This window comes from Blautia sp. AF26-2, assembly GCF_003460955.1.
GTDB lineage: Bacteria > Bacillota > Clostridia > Lachnospirales > Lachnospiraceae > Fusicatenibacter > Fusicatenibacter saccharivorans.
Genome location: NZ_QTWD01000006.1, coordinates 163,313 through 180,954, shown reverse-complemented (window position 1 = coordinate 180,954; position 17,642 = coordinate 163,313). Strand labels below are relative to the sequence as shown.

General features: G+C 50.4%; 16 protein-coding genes and 1 riboswitch. Of the genes, 7 read left to right on the top strand and 9 right to left on the bottom strand.

The genetic code is table 11. From position 1 onward, the window contains the following. Nucleotides 1-23: 23 nt before the first annotated feature. The 5 genes from lon to DWY63_RS09550 form a co-directional block, all read right to left on the bottom strand. Nucleotides 24-2,351, bottom strand: a complete 2,328-nt coding sequence (lon, locus tag DWY63_RS09570) for an endopeptidase La (protein ID WP_117760471.1) — start codon at nt 2,349-2,351, stop codon at nt 24-26. Nucleotides 2,352-2,372: 21 nt separating this feature from the next. Beyond that, nucleotides 2,373-3,668 (bottom strand): ATP-dependent Clp protease ATP-binding subunit ClpX, encoded by a 1,296-nt coding sequence (gene clpX / locus DWY63_RS09565; protein WP_117509624.1) that lies wholly within the window; start codon nt 3,666-3,668, stop codon nt 2,373-2,375. A 108-nt stretch (nt 3,669-3,776) separates the two neighbouring features. Next, the gene (clpP, locus tag DWY63_RS09560) at nt 3,777-4,358 is read right to left on the bottom strand and encodes an ATP-dependent Clp endopeptidase proteolytic subunit ClpP (RefSeq protein WP_022461349.1); all 582 of its coding nucleotides are present in this window, start codon (nt 4,356-4,358) and stop codon (nt 3,777-3,779) included. Nucleotides 4,359-4,382: 24 nt separating this feature from the next. After that, nucleotides 4,383-5,669: a trigger factor gene (tig, locus tag DWY63_RS09555; protein WP_022461348.1), complete on the bottom strand. Its 1,287-nt coding sequence runs from the start codon at nt 5,667-5,669 to the stop codon at nt 4,383-4,385. Nucleotides 5,670-5,813: 144 nt separating this feature from the next. Then, on the bottom strand, nt 5,814-6,365 hold the full coding sequence (locus DWY63_RS09550) for a DJ-1 family glyoxalase III (RefSeq protein ID WP_117801968.1): 552 nt from the start codon (nt 6,363-6,365) through the stop codon (nt 5,814-5,816). Nucleotides 6,366-6,600: 235 nt separating this feature from the next. On the opposite strand from DWY63_RS09550, the gene DWY63_RS09545 reads away from it, so the two are divergent. After that, nucleotides 6,601-7,056, top strand: coding sequence for a CYTH domain-containing protein (locus tag DWY63_RS09545; RefSeq protein ID WP_022461346.1), 456 nt, complete (start codon nt 6,601-6,603; stop codon nt 7,054-7,056). Between the two features lie 180 nt (nt 7,057-7,236). Here the strand turns inward: DWY63_RS09545 and proC are convergent, their stop codons facing one another. From proC to DWY63_RS09530, 3 genes are all read right to left on the bottom strand, one after another. Then, complete coding sequence (proC, locus tag DWY63_RS09540; RefSeq protein WP_117760472.1) at nt 7,237-8,034, bottom strand: pyrroline-5-carboxylate reductase; 798 nt, start codon at nt 8,032-8,034, stop codon at nt 7,237-7,239. A 211-nt stretch (nt 8,035-8,245) separates the two neighbouring features. Next, nucleotides 8,246-9,253 (bottom strand): ABC transporter substrate-binding protein, encoded by a 1,008-nt coding sequence (locus DWY63_RS09535; RefSeq protein WP_117760473.1) that lies wholly within the window; start codon nt 9,251-9,253, stop codon nt 8,246-8,248. 176 nt (nt 9,254-9,429) lie between these two features. Beyond that, complete coding sequence (locus tag DWY63_RS09530; protein WP_117801967.1) at nt 9,430-9,561, bottom strand: diguanylate cyclase domain-containing protein; 132 nt, start codon at nt 9,559-9,561, stop codon at nt 9,430-9,432. Between the two features lie 147 nt (nt 9,562-9,708). Between DWY63_RS09530 and DWY63_RS09525 the strand changes: the two genes are divergently transcribed. The 6 genes from DWY63_RS09525 (at nt 9,709) to thiC (ending at nt 15,960) form a co-directional block, all read left to right on the top strand. Further along, nucleotides 9,709-10,665: a ketopantoate reductase family protein gene (locus DWY63_RS09525; protein ID WP_117801966.1), complete on the top strand. Its 957-nt coding sequence runs from the start codon at nt 9,709-9,711 to the stop codon at nt 10,663-10,665. A 21-nt stretch (nt 10,666-10,686) separates the two neighbouring features. Next, nucleotides 10,687-11,664, top strand: coding sequence for a Gfo/Idh/MocA family protein (locus DWY63_RS09520; protein ID WP_117801965.1), 978 nt, complete (start codon nt 10,687-10,689; stop codon nt 11,662-11,664). A gap of 377 nt (nt 11,665-12,041) precedes the next feature. Further along, nucleotides 12,042-12,153: riboswitch (TPP riboswitch) on the top strand. A gap of 126 nt (nt 12,154-12,279) precedes the next feature. Then, a complete protein-coding gene (thiM, locus tag DWY63_RS09515; RefSeq protein ID WP_022461341.1) occupies nt 12,280-13,101 on the top strand; it encodes a hydroxyethylthiazole kinase in 822 nt (273 codons plus the stop codon). Beyond that, on the top strand, nt 13,088-13,732 hold the full coding sequence (thiE, locus tag DWY63_RS09510) for a thiamine phosphate synthase (protein ID WP_055226936.1): 645 nt from the start codon (nt 13,088-13,090) through the stop codon (nt 13,730-13,732). Before thiM ends, thiE begins: the two co-directional genes overlap by 14 nt. Before the next feature lie 115 nt (nt 13,733-13,847). Next, the gene (gene thiD / locus DWY63_RS09505) at nt 13,848-14,627 is read left to right on the top strand and encodes a bifunctional hydroxymethylpyrimidine kinase/phosphomethylpyrimidine kinase (protein WP_055219891.1); all 780 of its coding nucleotides are present in this window, start codon (nt 13,848-13,850) and stop codon (nt 14,625-14,627) included. 25 nt (nt 14,628-14,652) lie between these two features. Then, complete coding sequence (thiC, locus tag DWY63_RS09500) at nt 14,653-15,960, top strand: phosphomethylpyrimidine synthase ThiC (RefSeq protein ID WP_022461338.1); 1,308 nt, start codon at nt 14,653-14,655, stop codon at nt 15,958-15,960. Between the two features lie 78 nt (nt 15,961-16,038). On the opposite strand, the gene glpK is transcribed toward thiC, so the two are convergent. Beyond that, entirely contained in the window at nt 16,039-17,529 is a 1,491-nt protein-coding gene (gene glpK / locus DWY63_RS09495; RefSeq protein WP_055219824.1) for a glycerol kinase GlpK, read from the bottom strand. Nucleotides 17,530-17,642: the final 113 nt, after the last annotated feature.

Genomic DNA, 17,642 nt, shown 5'->3' with positions numbered 1-17,642 from the left:
CCTGTTTTTTGCATCTTCTGGCCTTACTTCTTTTCCACAAGTGCCAGTTTTAATACCTGTTCCATGCTGCCGACAAATTCGATCTGCAGTCCGTCTGTGATCTCCGCATCCAGTTCTCTTACATCCGGCTCATTTTTCTCCGGAACGAGAACCATATGGATACCGGCTTTCTTTGCCGCCAGCAGCTTCTCTTTTAAGCCACCGATCGGAAGCACACGGCCGCGGAGCGTAATCTCTCCGGTCATCGCAACGTCTGCTTTTACCGGAACCTTTGTGATCGCGGAAACCATCGCCGTCGCCATCGTAATACCGGCAGACGGGCCATCTTTTGGAACGGCTCCCTCCGGAATGTGAATGTGGATGTCGTGTTTCTCGAAAAATTCTTTCGGAATCTCATACTGCTCTGCCACGGAACGAATAAAGCTGATGCCCGCCTGCGCAGACTCCTTCATCACATCGCCGAGCTGGCCGGTCAGCAGAAACTCTCCTTTTCCCGGCATCACATTGACCTCGATCTGCAGCGTATCGCCGCCGACTGCCGTCCAGGCAAGACCGCGCACAATACCAATCTCCGGTTTTTCGTTGGCCGGCTGGAACTCATACCTCTCTTTTCCGAGGAACTCTTCCAGGTTTTTTTTCGTCACAACAACCTCTTTTACCTGTTCCTCGAGAATCTTTCTCGCGCTCTTTCTGCAGATTCTGCCGATCTGGCGCTCCAGGGAGCGGACACCGGCCTCTCTGGTGTAGCCGCTGATCACTTCCATCAGCGCCTCATCCTCGATCACAAGCTGTGCTTCTTTCAGACCGTTCGCCTTCTTCTGCTTCGGAACGAGATGTTCTTTTGCGATATGGAACTTCTCGTTTTCCGTATAGCTTGAAATTTCAATCACTTCCATACGGTCCAGCAACGGACGCGGAATGTTCTGAATATCATTTGCGGTTGCAATAAAGAGCACCTCCGAAAGGTCGATCGGAAGCTCTACGTAATGATCGGCAAATTTATTATTCTGCTCGGAATCGAGGACCTCAAGAAGTGCGGAAGAGGTATCTCCCTTGTAATCTGCACTTACTTTGTCGATCTCGTCGAGCAGCATCAACGGATTTTTCACCTTCGCCTGATGGAGTCCCGCCGCAATGCGTCCCGGCATCGCGCCGATGTAGGTTCTTCTGTGGCCGCGGATCTCCGCCTCATCCCGCACACCGCCGAGACAGATGCGGACGTATTTTTTATTCAGGGCTCGCGCCACGCTTCTCGCAATCGAGGTCTTACCGGTTCCCGGAGGGCCTGCCAGGCAGAGAATCGGGCTCTCGCCTTTCTTCGTCAGGGTGCGTACGGCCAGGAATTCGAGGATTCTCTCTTTTACTTTCGAAAGACCGTAGTGATCTTCCTCCAGAATCTCGCGTGCTCTTGCCAGATCTTGATTGTCACGGGATGCCTTATCCCACGGAAGCCCCAGCAGTGTCTCGATATAGCCGCGGATCACGCCTGCCTCGGACGGATTGTTGGCCGAATTTTCCAGACGGTGAATCTCCTCGGAAATCCGCTCTTTTACCTCTTTGGAGGCTTTGAGCTTCTCAAGCTGCTTCTTATAATTTTCAATCTCGGTCCGGGAATTGTCCTCGCCGAGTTCCTCGCGGATGACTTTAAGCTGCTCGCGCAGAATATAATCACGCTGGTTCTTATCGATCCGCTCTTTGATTTTTCCCTGAATCTCCGAACGGATCTCCTGAATCTGAATCTCGTTGGCGATCATGACGCAGAGCGTATCATACCGCTCGGAAAGCTCCACAGCCTCCAGCAGTTTCTGGCGGTTTACGTAGTCGAGGGGCAGATTCATGCAGATCTGGTCCACCAGCTTTCCAACTTCTTCGGTTCCGAGGATCTGGCCTGCCAGTTCCTTGCTGACTTTCTGCGTCTGCTCGCAGTAGACGGCAAACAGCTCTTTTAAGTTGCGCAGCATTGCCTCCTGCTCGATATCGGAAAACTGCATTTCGTCCGAGCCGGTAAACAGCGCCACCTCGGCGCGGAGATACTCGCTCTCCTCTTCCTCGAAGTTCAGCAGTTCTGCGCGTCTTTCTGCTTCTACGAGAATCCGAAGAACATCCTTTGGCATTCTCACAACCTGTTTGATGACCGCAATTGTTCCAATTTTATACACATCAAGCAGACCCGGTACTTCCGTATCCGGGTCTTTCTGTGTAATCAGGAAAATTTTCTGGTCTCCCAGCATCGCCTCCTCGACCGCACGGACCGATTTAGGTCTGCTGATATCAAAATGTACAATCATATCCGGCAAAATCGTTGTTCCACGCAGCGCAATCGCCGGTAATACTTTTGTCACTTCTTCCATTTAAGTTTCCTCCTGCGTTTTTCAGGCGGTTTCCGGTCTTCCGGATCTTCTTCCCATATTCCGCCGTGGAACAGGGGCCGGTTCGCCGTGAATAATCTCCGGCTCCGCCTTCTTTTCTACAGCGTCCTTGGTGATGACGCATTCTTTTGTCGTATTGTCCGACGGGATCTCATACATCAGATCCATCATCGTATCTTCCATGATTGCGCGGAGACCTCTGGCGCCTGTTTTCCGCTCCAGGGATTTCTTTGCAATCGCTTCGAGTGCATCTTCTTTGAAGTCAAGCTGTACGCCGTCCAGCTCAAACAGCTTCTTGTACTGTTTGACCAGAGAATTCTTCGGCTCAACCAGAATCTTCATCAGGGCCGTCTCATCCAGAGAATTTAACGTAACGACAATCGGCACACGTCCGACAAACTCCGGAATCAGGCCGAACTTGGTCAGATCCTGCGGCATGACCTGACGGAGCAGATCTCCGACATTCTCATCTTTTGCATGGCCGATCGGATTGTTGAATCCGATGGATTTCGTATCCTGTCTCGTCTCGATGATCTTCTCGAGTCCTTCGAATGCACCGCCGCAGATAAAGAGGATATTCGTCGTATCAATCTGAATAAACTCCTGATGCGGATGCTTTCTTCCGCCCTGCGGCGGAACGGAAGCTACAGTTCCCTCCAGGATTTTCAGCAGTGCCTGCTGTACACCCTCGCCGGAAACATCTCGTGTGATCGAAGCGTTTTCGGATTTTCTTGTGATTTTATCGATCTCATCGATGTAGATGATGCCGTGCTCAGCGCGCTCGATATCATAGTCTGCTGCTTGAATGAGGCGGAGCAGAATGTTTTCTACGTCCTCGCCGACATAACCTGCCTCGGTGAGTGCCGTTGCGTCTGCAATTGCAAACGGAACGTTGATCAGTTTGGCCAGTGTCTGTGCCAGATACGTTTTTCCGGAACCGGTCGGTCCGAGCATCAGAATGTTGCTCTTCTGCAGTTCGATGTCGGAGGATGCACCGGAAAGCACTCGTTTGTAATGGTTGTAAACAGCAACGGAGAGCACTTTTTTCGCCTCATCCTGTCCGATTACGTAGTCATCCAGAAATGCTTTGATTTCCTTTGGTTTGATCAGGTTGATCTCGTCGGTATCCTGCTCGCCGTACAGATCCTCAAATTCTTCCTGAATGATCTCCGAGCAGATTGCCACGCAGTCATCACAGATGTATGCCCCGTCCGGGCCTGCGATCAGCTTGCGTACCTGGTCTTCTGTCTTTCCGCAGAAAGAGCAGCGGATCTTGGTATCATTCCCTTTTATAGCCATCGTTTTCTTCCTTTCAACATATTACAACTAAACCTTATCGCCGGATAAGGCAAAAGGTGCCACAAAAGCCTCATTGCCGGAACTACGCTTTTGGACACCTTTCCTCTCTTATCGGTTCGTAATTACATTATCAATCAGACCGTATGCTTTTGCTTCCTCTGCGGACATATAGTTGTCACGCTCGGTATCGATCTCAATCTGTTCCAGCGGTTTTCCTGTATTTGCCGCCAGAATTTCATTTAATTTCCGTTTGGTTTTCAGAATCTGTTCTGCAACGATTTTGATCTCGGTTGCCTGACCCTGTGCACCGCCGGATGGCTGATGAATCATGATTTCAGAGTTTGGCAGAGCCATTCTCTTTCCTTTGGTACCGCCGGCAAGAAGGAATGCTCCCATGCTGGCAGCCATACCGATACAGATCGTGGATACATCACATTTGATGTACTGCATCGTATCGTAGATAGCAAGTCCTGCGCTTACAGAACCTCCCGGACTGTTGATATACATGTGGATATCTTTTCCCGGATCTTCAGACTCCAAGAAAAGAAGCTGTGCAACGATCAGGTTTGCCGATACGTCAGTGACTTCCTCTCCCAGAAAAATAATACGGTCGTTCAGCAGTCTTGAATAAATATCGTAACTTCTCTCTCCCCTGCTTGTCTGCTCGATGACATAAGGTACAAAACTCATTCAATTGCCTCTCTTTCCGAGGTCTTACGCCTCTTTTGCGCTGTCGGCCATGAGAGTTACTGCTTCCTGAACAGCGAGATCTTTCTTCATCTGCTCTTTCTCATATTCGCCAACGAGCTCTTTGAATTTATCCAGCTCCATTTTGTACATTTCAGCCATTTTAGCCAGCTCTTCGTCCAGCTTCTCATCGCTGATCTGGATGTTCTCTGCTTCTGCAACTTTCTCAAGTACCAGTCTGCTCTCGATTCTCTTAACAGCCTGCGGTTTCATCTGCTCTTTTAAGGAATCAACGGTAGCGCCTGTAAACTGCATGTACTGCTCCATGGACAGACCCTGGGACTGGATTCTTCTTGCGAAATCGTCAACCATGTTCTCTACCTGCGTATCGATCATAGCTTCCGGAATCTCCATTGTTGCGTTCTCTACTGCTTTATCTACGACAGCGTTCTCTTTTTCTGTCTTAGCCTGCTCTTCTTTTTTCTTGGTCAGGTTGTCTTTGATTTCTTTTTTGTACTCATCCAGAGTATCGAACTCGGAAACGTCTTTTGCGAAGTCGTCATCAAGTGCCGGAAGCTCTTTTGCTTCGATTTTGTGGATGGTGCATTTAAATACTGCTGCTTTTCCAGCAAGCTCTTCTGCCTGATAATCCTCTGGGAAAGTAACGTTTACTTCCTTCTCCTCTTCCAGAGCTGCGCCAACGAGCTGCTCTTCGAATCCCGGAATGAAGGAATGGGAGCCAAGGGTCAGCGGATAATCTTTTCCAGCGCCGCCGTCGAACGGAACGCCGTCTACAGAACCTTCGAAGTCAAGTGTAACGGTATCTCCGTCTGCTGCCGGACGATCCTCTACATTGATGGTTCTTGCATTTTTCTCCTGCTCTTTTTTCAGCTCAGCTTCTACTTCTTCATCTGTAACGGTTGTGTCAGCTTTTGCTACTTCCAGACCTTTGTACTCGCCAAGGGTAACTTCCGGTTTTACTGCTACAGTTGCGGTAAAGATGAAAGCTTTGCCTTTTTCGATCTGCTCTACGTTGATCTCCGGACGGGATACGATGTCCAGTTTGCTCTCTTCTGCTGCTTTGGAATACTCTTCCGGAACAAGGCTGTTTACAGCATCCTCATAGAATACTGCCGGGCCATACATTTTTTCTACCATAGCTCTCGGAACTTTTCCTTTACGGAAGCCCGGAACGCTGATGTTCTTTTTCTGTTTCTGGTAAGCTTTCTCCAGTGCTTTCTCTAATTCTTCAGCCGGAACCTCAATGGTAAGTTTGGCCATATTCTTTTCTAAATTTTCGACCTGTACACTCATTTTATCAATTTCCTCCTTGATTTATCTGAAAAGCGGCAGAAAACCTGCACACCTCTCCATTCTACAGTCATTTATCGAGTATAGCATACTCTTTTCAAAAACGCCAGTGATTTTTTTATATTTCTGTGGTTTTTAGGCTTTTTTTTAGCAATGAAATACGATTTTTTCCGCCATTTCTTTTGCTTTGTCCTCTCCCTGCAGAACACGGATCAGCTCCAGTGCGAAGTCAGTGGCTGCTCCCATGCCGCGGCCGGTGGTCACATTTTTGTTGGTGACTGCCGGTACATCGAGTACGTTTGCGCCTGCCAGCTTTTCTTCAAATCCCGGGAAGCAGACAGCGTTTTTATCTTTTAAGATGCCCATCACACCAAGGATGCTCGGCGCTGCGCAGATGGCTGCCAGTTTCTTTCCCTGATCGTCATAGGAACGAATCAGCGCTGCGAGCGTCTCGTTTCCGGCCAGATTTAATGTACCCGGCATTCCGCCCGGAAGTACCAGCATGTCTCCGTCATCAAACTCTCCCTCTTCGATGGTTTCATCTGCAAGAATGGTGATTTTGTGGGATCCTGTTACTTCTTTTCTTCCCATAATAGAAACGGTGCATACGTCTTCTCCGGCTCTGCGCAGCAGATCCACCGGGGTCAGTGCCTCAATCTCTTCACATCCGTCTGCCAGAAATACATAAATCTTTGCCATGGTTTTGTCCTCCTGTGTTGTATGATCAGTCTCGTGTGTTTTGTCACGTGATATTCTCTGCTTTTCTTTGTAACAAACCGCCGCTATTATACCACATTTTTCCGCAGAATGCTTGCATTTCATAAAAATTTCAGGACTTTTTTCGCAAAAAGCCGGATTTCGCTTAACATCACGGGAAAAGCATGGTAAACTCTTGAAAAAAGCAGTGATGCAATCACGAGAAGGAGTCTCTTTTATGGAAATCGAACGCAAATACCTTCTGGATCAGCTTCCGGAAAATCTTACAAGCTATCCATGTAAAAAAATCGAGCAGGGCTATCTTTCCACCGAACCGGTTGTCCGCATCCGCCGCTCTGACGACGAATATTATCTGACCTACAAGTCAAAAGGGCTGATGGTGCGTGAAGAGTATAATCTTCCGCTCACAAAGGAATCCTACCTTCATCTGCGGGAAAAGGCAGACGGCGTTCTCATCTCAAAAACACGCTATCTGCTGCCGCTTACCGGAACGGATCTGACGATCGAGCTCGATGTCTTTGATGCGCCGTATGAAGGCCTTTACCTCGCAGAGGTGGAGTTTCCGGACGAAGCATCCGCAAACGCCTTTGTTCCTCCGGTATGGTTTGGAAAGGATGTAACCTATTCTTCCGATTATCACAACAGTACGCTCAGTAAAGGAAAAAAACTATAAATTACCAGAAAAAATCCCGGTGCCTTTTCCACGGCTGCCGGGATTTTTCCGCTCGTTTGTTTTTTTACTCTTTTTTGTGCTTGCTTTTTGCTTGTTTTGGTTTGTTTTTTTGTGCATACATTCTTTATTTTGCTGCTTTCACATTAGCGTCATTCTGTCAAAGCGGCGGTGCTGCTCCTTCTAATCCACTCCCTTTGATTTCCGGATGCAGGCTCGTGTTGCATCAATAACAGCACTTCTCAGTTTCTCCCGCTCCAGTACGGCAACCGCTTCGATGGTGGTTCCGCCTGGCGAGCAGACCATGTCTTTTAATTCTCCCGGATGCATTCCTGTCTCGAGAAGCATTTTGGCGCTTCCAAGGACAGACTGTGCAGCAAATTCATATGCCTGTTTTCTCGGCATTCCTTCGGCTACGGCCGCATCTGCAAGAGCCTCCAGGAAAAGAAATACGTACGCCGGCGAGCTTCCGCTGACACCTGTGACGGTATCCATCAGATACTCCGGAACAACTTCTGCGCGGCCAAAGCTTTTCAGGAGGGTTAAAACGAGCTGCAGCTCTTCCTCCGTCACGAGATCATTGGCACAGACGCCGGTCATTCCTTCTCCGACGAGTGCTGGTGTGTTTGGCATGGTGCGAATTAACTTTGTTGGTTTTCCGATTTCTGTACCCAGCCATTGTAAAGACTTACCGGGAAGAATCGATACGATAATCTTCTCGGGTGAGATGAAGTTTTTGACGAGGTTTATTATATTTTTTATTTGGTTTGGCTTTACTGCCAGGAATACAAGATCGGATCCGGCTACGACCGCTTCGTTCTCCGTAGTCGCCTGGACTCCAAACTGGTTGGTCAAGCGTTCCACACTTTTCTCCGTGCGGACCGATACCAGAATGTCATCTGCAGATACAACTCCTTTTTGAATCATTCCGCCAATCATGGCACTCGCCATGTTGCCGCCGCCGATAAAACCTACTTTCATGTCTGTTCGCCTCCGTATGCCTGTGTTGTAAAAAATATATGCGACATCCATAGTATGCAACAAAATTTACTTTTTTGCAATACTTTTTCTCTATTTTTCTTCTTTTCTTTTGCAATTTTCTTTATTTTTTTCGAATGAAATGTCGCTGTTTGTCGACGAATGTCGAAAAGTGTCTTTTTCTGTCTTTTTTCGCTTTTCTATTCCGCCGGAATCAGCCTTTGGCGGCGGCCTCTTCGGCGTATTTTGTTGTCACGAGTGTCTTGTACGGTGCCTTTTTCTCCAGCTCTCCCGCCTGCTCCAGAATCTCCTGCAGAAGATCAAAACTTTCTTCCTCAAAGATCAGATTTTCTTTCCACGTATCCTGCTCATAGTAGCGGCGCACGATCGCGGTGATGGTTTCCAGCTCGGTTTCTGCAAACTGCGGCGCAATCACTTCTGCAATCTCCTCCGGTGTGTGCGTCTGCACGAAGTCCATTCCCTTCTGCAGTGCCTTCGTGAATTTTTCTACGGTTGCGCCGTGCGTTTTCAGATAACTCTGTTTGACGCTGTACGACGTATACGGCACATACCCGGATTCCGTTCCGACCGATGCCACGACATAGCCGTCGCCCTTCTGCTCGAGCAGTGTCGCGGACGGTTCAAATTCAATCGTATAATCCCCCTGCCCGCCGGAGAACGCGGCAGCTGTGGAACCAAAATCGATGCTCTGGTTAATGTTTACGTCTTTTTTATCAATCCCTTTCTGCGCCAGAACATACTCAAAGACCATTTCCGGCATACCGCCTTTTCTTCCCCCTAATACCTCTTTGTTTTTCAATTTCTCCCAGGTAAACGAATTGTCTTTCTCTCTTCCCACAACAAAGTTTCCCGCCCGCTGCGTCAGCTGCGCGAAGTTCACAACCGGGTCTGCGGTTCCCTCGAGGTACGCGTAGACGGTTGCCTCCGCCCCCATAAACCCGATATCCGCCTCGCCGGAAATCATCGCCGTCAGCACTTTATCTGCACCAAATCCTGTTATCAGCGTCAGATCAATGCCCTCGTCCGCAAAATACCCCTCCTCAATTGCCACGTACTGCGGGGCGTAAAAAATGGAGTGGGCAACCTCATTTAATGTCACCTGCTCCACTTTTTCTTTTGTCTCATCTTTTGCCCCGCATCCCGCCAGCGTCACTGCCGCCATTGCCAGTACAAGCGCACCTGTCAGCCATTTTCCTTTCATCAACAGATTCTCCTGTTTTTTCATTCTAACCTTAGAATATGATTTCCCGGTAAAAATGCGCGCAAAAAACAAAGGAGAAATGTTCGAATTTCGTTTCTCCTTCGTTTCTTATTTCTTCTCTTGTTTTTCTTTTGCCTTCTGTTCTTCTTTCGTCCGGATTTTGTCTTCGTACATTTTCAGATCTGCCTCGTGCAGCAGGTCGGAGGCGGAACGACCTTCCGCAGGAGCTTTGCAAAGTTCAGGATCATGATGTCGCCCATCTCGTGGCCCAGCGTATCGTTGACCTTTTTCAGATCGTCTGTCACCATCCAGTTATTCTGCTCCGCGGTCCAATAGCTTCCGTCAACACATTTAGGCTTCCTTTTCCGAAATTTTCTATTTTGAAAAACAAATTGAGGATCTCCGCAAAATTTGTTATAGTAAGGGTAATTCAAATAGTTACAAAGGAGGCTATTATGATAATAAAATCAGTTGCTGTTCTGGGCGCCGGAGCGGTTGGGTCTTATGTAATCTGGGGGCTTTCGGAGAAAAAGGACATCCGGCTTGGCGTTATCGCGTCCGGGGAACGGGCGAAGCGTCTGAAAAACAAAGGATGCAAAATTAACGATACGGTTTATCACCCGGAGGTATGGACACCGGAAGAGGCACACGGCGTGGATTTTCTGATCGTCTCGCTCAAATACGGCGCACTGCCGGGGGCTCTTGACAATATTACTGCCGTTACCGGCGAGAATACTGTGATCATGAGTCTGATGAACGGCGTGGACAGTGAGGAGATCATCGCGGAAAAAGTCGGTGCGGAGCATCTGCTTCATGCTGTTATCAAAGTAGCTTCTCATAAAGAGAATGACGGCTACGTTTTCAACCCTGAGGCGACGCTCGGCATCATTTTCGGCGAAGTTTCGGCGCCGTACGACAGTGAGCGTGTGCAGGCTGTTCTGGATCTGTTCTCCGGCACAGGGCTGCATTACCGGGCAACCGATTGTATTTTAGAGGAACTATGGAGCAAATTCCGGCTGAATGTCTGCAATAACCTGCCGCAGGCTATTCTCGGTGCCGGGGTCGGCTGCTACCGCGACAGTGTACATATGAAGGCGATCAGCGACGGACTCCGCGCAGAACTGATGGCGATTGCGGAGGCAAAGGGAATTAATATCAGCAAGGCGGATGTCTCCTCGGGACGCGGAAGTGCGGTTCCGCCGACGGCGCGCTACTCGACGCTCCAGGATCTCGATGCGGGACGCCATACGGAAATTGATATGTTCTCGGGTGCGCTGATCCGCATGGGAAAAGAGCTTGGAATTCCAACGCCTTACAATGAATTTACGTACCATATGATCAAAGCACTGGAAGAGAAAAACGACGGACGGTTTGACTACAGCGGAAGCGAAGAACCGCTCTGGGCGAAATAGATACGATAGGAGAATCTCACGATGAAAGAAATCAAATGGGCTGTACTCGGATGCGGTGTGATTGCAAATGAAATGGCGGTCGCACTGCAGAAAAACGGAAAGAATATTTACGCAGTCGGCAACCGGACCCATGAGAAGGCGGCTGCTTTTGCGGAGAAATATGGAATTGGAAAAGTTTACGATGATTTCCATGAGATGTTTACCGATCCGGAGGTCGATGTCATTTATATCACGACGCCGCACAACACGCATCTTGGCTTTATGAAAGAGGCGATTGCCAATGGAAAACACATTCTCGTTGAGAAATCGATTACGCTGAACAGCGACGAGCTCGACGAGGCCATAGCGCTTGCAAAAGAAAAAGGTGTCATCATCGGAGAGGCAATGACGATTTACCATATGCCGATCTACAAAGAGCTGAAAAAACTTCTCGACTCCGGCAGTCTCGGCAGAGTCAATCTGATCACGATGAACTTCGGCAGTTTCAAAGAGTACAACATGAAGAACCGCTTCTTCAACCGGAATCTCGCAGGCGGCGCGATGCTTGATATCGGCGTATACGCACTCTCCTTCATCCGCTGGTTCTTCGACTCTAAGCCGGATCAGCTCCTTTCCCAGGTAAAGCCCGCTCCGACCGGTGTGGACGAGCAGGCCGGCCTCCTTCTCACCAATCAGGAAGGACAGATGGCAAGTGTGATGCTCTCTCTCCACTCCAAACAGCCGAAACGCGGCATGGTTTCCTGTGAGAACGGATTTATCGAGATCATGGAGTACCCGCGTGCCTGGGAAGCAAAAATCACAGACGCTTCCACCGGCGAATCCGAAATCATCAAAGCCGGTGACAACGCCGATGCACTCGCCTATGAGCTCGCCGACATGGAACGCGCCATCAATGGAGATGCATCTGCCATGCACCTCGACTACACGAAGGACGTCATGGATCTGATGACCTCCTTCCGCAGAACCTGGGGCTATACGTACCCGGAGGAAGAAAAATAAGATTCGCACATCAAAAGCCCCTGCCCGGCACACATCAGATGCCGGGCAGGGGCACTTCTTTTCACCTGCAATACTCTGCAATTTTCTTTTTCAGTAATTCCGCATCAATCGGCTTTGCGATATGTACGTCCACGAGGATCAGGTCGAAGGTGTATTCCGGGCTGTCCTGGTAGAGTTCAAGCTTCTTTGTTCTTCCATCGTTTCACCCGTCTTCCACGCATATTTTATACTTCATTTTACGCTGATATTATTTTCTCTGTCAACCCAAATAACATTACATTTCCAATATTTTGCATGTCTTTTTTATTTTTCTGAAATTTTTTTAAATCTTCCGTTTTTCTCTTGCACAATTGTTTTTATGCGTATATAATTGTCTGCAGAAAGCAAAGGGGAGCTCGCGTGCGAAGCGGGCTGAGAGTAGGATGCATCTCCTAGACCCTGAACCTGATTTGGGTAATGCCAACGTAGGGAGATACGATATGCACATTTTCTGCAGATATACCTCCACGTATATCTGCTTTTTTAATCTCTATGAACACATCATCAACAGGTTCTTCCAGTACCACAAGGGAATTTGCTTCTGCAAAAATACTCACACAGGAGGAACAAAAAATTATGTTAGGCACTTGTCTTGACAATGTCAGAAAAACAACCCCTCTCGTACACAACATCACAAATTACGTTACAGTAAACGATGTCGCCAATATTCTGCTGGCATGCGGCGCAAGCCCGATCATGTCCGATGAACCGGAGGATGTCGAGGATATCACCTCCATCTGCGGCGGTCTGAACATCAACATCGGAACGCTGCACAGAACGAGCATCGACGGCATGTACCGTGCCGGTGCAAAAGCAGCTTCGCTCGGTCACAAAATCCTGCTCGATCCAGTCGGCGCAGGCGCAAGCCACTTACGTACTTCGACCGCAGTCGGACTGATGGAAAAAATCCCGTTCACCGTCATCCGCGGAAATATTTCCGAAATCAAAACACTGGCACTCGGAAGTGGAACGACAAAGGGTGTTGATGCAGACGTTGCCGATAAAGTAACAGACGAAAACCTCGACAGCGCCGTTGCTTTTGCAAAAAACTTTGCGAAAGACCACAACTGTGTTGTCGCCATCACAGGAGCGATCGACCTCGTTGCCGATGCTGACACCTGCTACGTGATCCGCAACGGACGCGCCGAGATGGGAAGCATCACCGGAACAGGCTGCCAGCTCTCCGGCATGATGACCGCTTACCTCGTTGCCAACCCGGACGAGCCGTTAAAAGCCGCTGCTGCCGCTGTCTGCGCGATGGGACTTGCCGGCGAGATCGGCTGGAGCCATATGAAACCGGAAGACGGCAACTCCACCTACCGGAACCGCATCATCGACGCCATCTACCACATGGACGGCGAGACGCTGGAGAAAGGTGCAAAGTATGAAGTGCGATAAAAAAGGCCTGCTTTTATATGCTGTGACAGACCGCAGCTGGCTGAACGGCGAGACACTGTACAGCCAGGTGGAAAAGGCTCTGCAGGGCGGCGCAACGTTTATCCAGCTCCGCGAAAAAAATCTTGACCAGGATCACTTTATGGAAGAGGCACTGGAACTGAAAAAACTCTGTGCCGCATACCATGTTCCTTTCGTCATCAACGATAACGTGGAAATCGCAGCTAAGATGGATGCGGACGGCGTTCATGTCGGCCAGAGCGATATGGAGGCCGGCGATGTCCGTGCTAAGCTTGGCCCGGACAAGATCATCGGCGTTTCGGCGCAGACCGTGGAACAGGCCATTCTCGCCGAGCAGCGCGGGGCAGATTACCTCGGCGTCGGCGCGGTCTTCCACACCGGTTCCAAGGCGGATGCGGAGGATGTCAGCCACGAAACGCTGACTGCTATCTGCAATGCCGTTAAAATCCCTGTCATCGCCATCGGCGGCATCACACGCGATAACGTGACGGAGCTTTCCGGCAGCGGCATCTGCGGCATCGCCGTCATCAGTGCCATTTTTGCACAGAAAGACATTGTTTCCGCAACGAAGGATCTGAAAGAACAGACTCTGCGCATGCTGGAAAACAAATAATTTTACGTAACCATTCATCCTCACACCAGGCGGCAGACTGGGGGCACCACTTTCTTTGTCGCCTGTCCAAAAAGAAAAGTAATGCAAAGGAGTAATTCTCATGGACGCGAAAAACATGAAAACAGCATTAACAATCGCGGGAAGTGATTCCAGCGGAGGCGCCGGCATTCAGGCAGACATCAAAACCATGATCACAAACGGAGTTTACGCCATGTCGGCAATTACCGCACTCACCGCCCAGAACACCACCGGAGTTTCCGGTATTTTCGATGTAACACCGGAGTTTCTGGCCGCACAGCTTGACGCCGTCTTTACGGACATCTTCCCGGACGCCGTCAAAATCGGTATGGTATCCTCCCCGGCACTGATCGAAGTCATCTCCGAACGGCTTCGCTTCTACCAGGCCAAACACATCGTTGTGGACCCGGTCCTCGTCGCTACAAGCGGTTCCGCGCTCGCTTCGGGCGGCGTGCCTGACCTGATGAAAAAACTGCTCTTTCCTCTGGCCGAAGTCATCACACCGAATATTCCAGAGGGAGAAGTTCTCTCCGGCATCAAAATCCAGTCGGAAAGCGATATGGAACGCGCCGCAAAAGAGATCGGGGATTCCTGCGGCTGTGCCGTTCTATTAAAGGGCGGCCACAGTATCAATGATGCCAACGATCTTTTATATCACAACGGCACATTTACCTGGTTCACCGGAAAACGCATCGACAATCCGAACACACACGGCACCGGCTGTACACTCTCCAGCGCCATCGCATCGGGGCTCGCAAAGGGGCTTTCCCTTCCGGATGCCATTTCCGCCGCAAAAGAGTATATTTCGGGCGCACTCGCGAGCATGATGGATCTCGGCCACGGCTCGGGACCGCTGAACCACGCTTACCGGATCTGATTTTGAAAATAAAGGAGAACAACAGATGGAACGCAATTACGCAACACAGATGGACGCCGCACGCCGCGGCATTGTAACACCGGAGCTGAAAAAAGTCGCAGAAAAAGAGTATATGGCCGTGGAAGACCTGATGCCGCTCGTTGCCAGCGGAAAGGTTGCCATTCCGGCCAATAAACTGCACACCTGCATCGATCCGGAGGGCATCGGCTCGATGCTGCGCACGAAAATCAATGTAAATCTCGGTGTTTCGAAAGACTGTAAAGATTACGATGTGGAGATGCAGAAGGTACTCTCCGCGGTCAATATGGGCGCAGAAGCCATCATGGACCTGTCGAGCCACGGCAATACGCAGCCGTTCCGGCGGAAACTGACCTCCGAATGTCCGGCCATGATCGGCACCGTGCCGGTATATGACAGTGTGATCCATTACCAGAGAGACCTGGATACGCTGACCGCCAAAGATTTTATTGACGTCATCCGCCTCCATGCCGAGGACGGTGTCGATTTCGTCACCCTGCACTGCGGCATCACCAGAAAAACCATCGATCAGATCCGCAAACACAAACGGAAAATGAATATTGTTTCCCGCGGCGGCTCCCTCGTGTTCGCCTGGATGTGCATGACCGGCGAGGAGAATCCGTTCTACGAGTATTACGATGAGATTCTCGATATCTGCCGTGAATACGATGTGACCATTTCTCTCGGCGACGCCTGCCGTCCTGGCTGCCTTGCCGACGCAACGGATGTCTGCCAGATTGAGGAGCTGGTGCGCCTCGGCGAACTCACCAAACGTGCCTGGGAAAAAGACGTTCAGGTTATGGTTGAGGGACCGGGCCACGTTCCGATGGATCAGATTGCGGCCAACATGAAAGTACAGCAGACCATCTGCATGGGCGCTCCGTTCTATGTCCTCGGCCCTCTTGTGACCGATATTGCACCGGGCTACGACCACATCACCGCTGCCATCGGAGGCGCGATTGCCGCTATGAACGGCGCTGCTTTCCTCTGCTACGTAACGCCGGCAGAGCATCTGGCTCTTCCGAACCTGGATGATGTAAAACAGGGCATCATCGCAAGCAAAATCGCCGCACACGCTGCCGACATCGCCAAAGGTGTTCCGCATGCGCGTGATATTGACGACAAGATGGGCGATGCCCGCCGCGTGCTCGACTGGGAAGCACAGTGGGACTGCGCACTGGACCCGGAGACTGCAAAAGCCATCCGTGCTGACCGCTCGCCGGAACAGGAAGATACCTGCTCGATGTGCGGTAAATTCTGTGCCGTGCGAAGCATGAACAAAGCTTTAAACGGCGAACACATCGACATTCTTTAACATCAGTACATACCTTACGCGAAAAGGAACGGTTTTCATTACGAAGCCGTTCCTTTTCTGCATTTCCAAAATCTTTTTCTATTTCGCCCATCCTTCGGCGTAACGGACTGCTTTGTGCCATCCGTTCATCTTCTCATCGCGCTCCTCTTTCGAGAGCTCCGGCTCAAACGTACGGTCAATGGCTCCGTTCTGTTTTACTGTCTCCTGATCCGGCCAGTAGCCGACGGCGAGTCCCGCAAGATAAGCTGCTCCCATCGCGGTCGTCTCGATGCAGCATGGCCGCTCCACCGGCGCCTGGCTGATGTCCGCCTGGCACTGCATCAGGAAATTGTTGGCGCTTGCTCCGCCGTCCACACGCAGTGCAGAGAGCTTCATGCCGGAATCTGCCTCCATCGCTTTTAAGACATCATCCACCTGATACGTGATCGACTCCAGTGTTGCGCGGATCACATGGTATTTGTTGACGCCGCGGGTCAGGCCGAGAATGGTTCCTCTCGCATACTGATCCCAGTACGGTGCGCCAAGGCCGGTAAACGCCGGCACGACGTAGCAGCCGTTCGTGTCGTTCACCTTCTGCGCCATGTACTCGGAATCCGCCGAGGACTCGATCAGCTTCATCTCATCGCGCAGCCACTGGATTGCGGCTCCGCCGACGAAAATGGATCCCTCGAGCGCATACGTAATCTTGTCCCCGATGCCCCATGCAATCGTGGTAACAAGACCGTGTGTCGAAGAAACCGGCTTTTCTCCCGTGTTCATCAGCAGGAAGCAGCCTGTTCCGTATGTATTTTTCGCTTCGCCCGGCGCATAGCAGGTCTGGCCGAACAGCGCCGCCTGCTGGTCTCCCGCTGCTCCCGCAATCGGAATCGGGCCGCCGAAATATGTGGATGCCGTCTCCCCGTAGACACAGCTCGACGGGCGGACTTCCGGCAGCATACAGAGCGGAATGTTCAGCTCTTTTAAGATATCCTCATCCCATTTCAGGGTATGGATATTGAACAGCATTGTACGGGACGCGTTGGTGTAATCGGTGACATGTACCTTTCCCTTTGTCATCTTCCAGATCAGCCACGTCTCCACCGTTCCGAAATAGAGATCGCCTCGCTCCGCCCGCTCGCGCACGCCCGGAACTTCATCTAGAATCCATTTCAGCTTCGTGGCTGAAAAATACGCATCGATCACAAGACCTGTTTTCTCCCGGAAACGGTCAACCAGTCCGCGCTCCATCAGGGAATCGCAGTATTCCGATGTTCTGCGGCACTGCCATACAATTGCATTGTAGACCGGCTCTCCCGTCTTTTTGTCCCAGACGATCGTCGTCTCTCTCTGGTTTGTGATGCCGATTGCCGCAATATCCTCGTAGGACGCGCCCGCTTTCTGCATTGCCTCCACGGCTACACCGAGCATCGTGGACCAGATTTCATTGGCATCGTGCTCCACCCAGCCCGGTTTCGGGAAACGCTGGGTAAACTCCTTCTGCGCAAGGCTTACGATCTGTCCTTTCTGATCAAACAGAATACAGCGGTTGCTCGTTGTGCCGGCATCAAGTGCCATGATGTATTTTCCCACGTTTAAAAATCCTCCTGTCTCACATTTCAAGAAGAGAGCCTGACAGAATCCACTGCCACGCTCTCTTCCTTTTCTTTGTATGTATCGTATCACAGAATTCTTTTTCTGTAAAT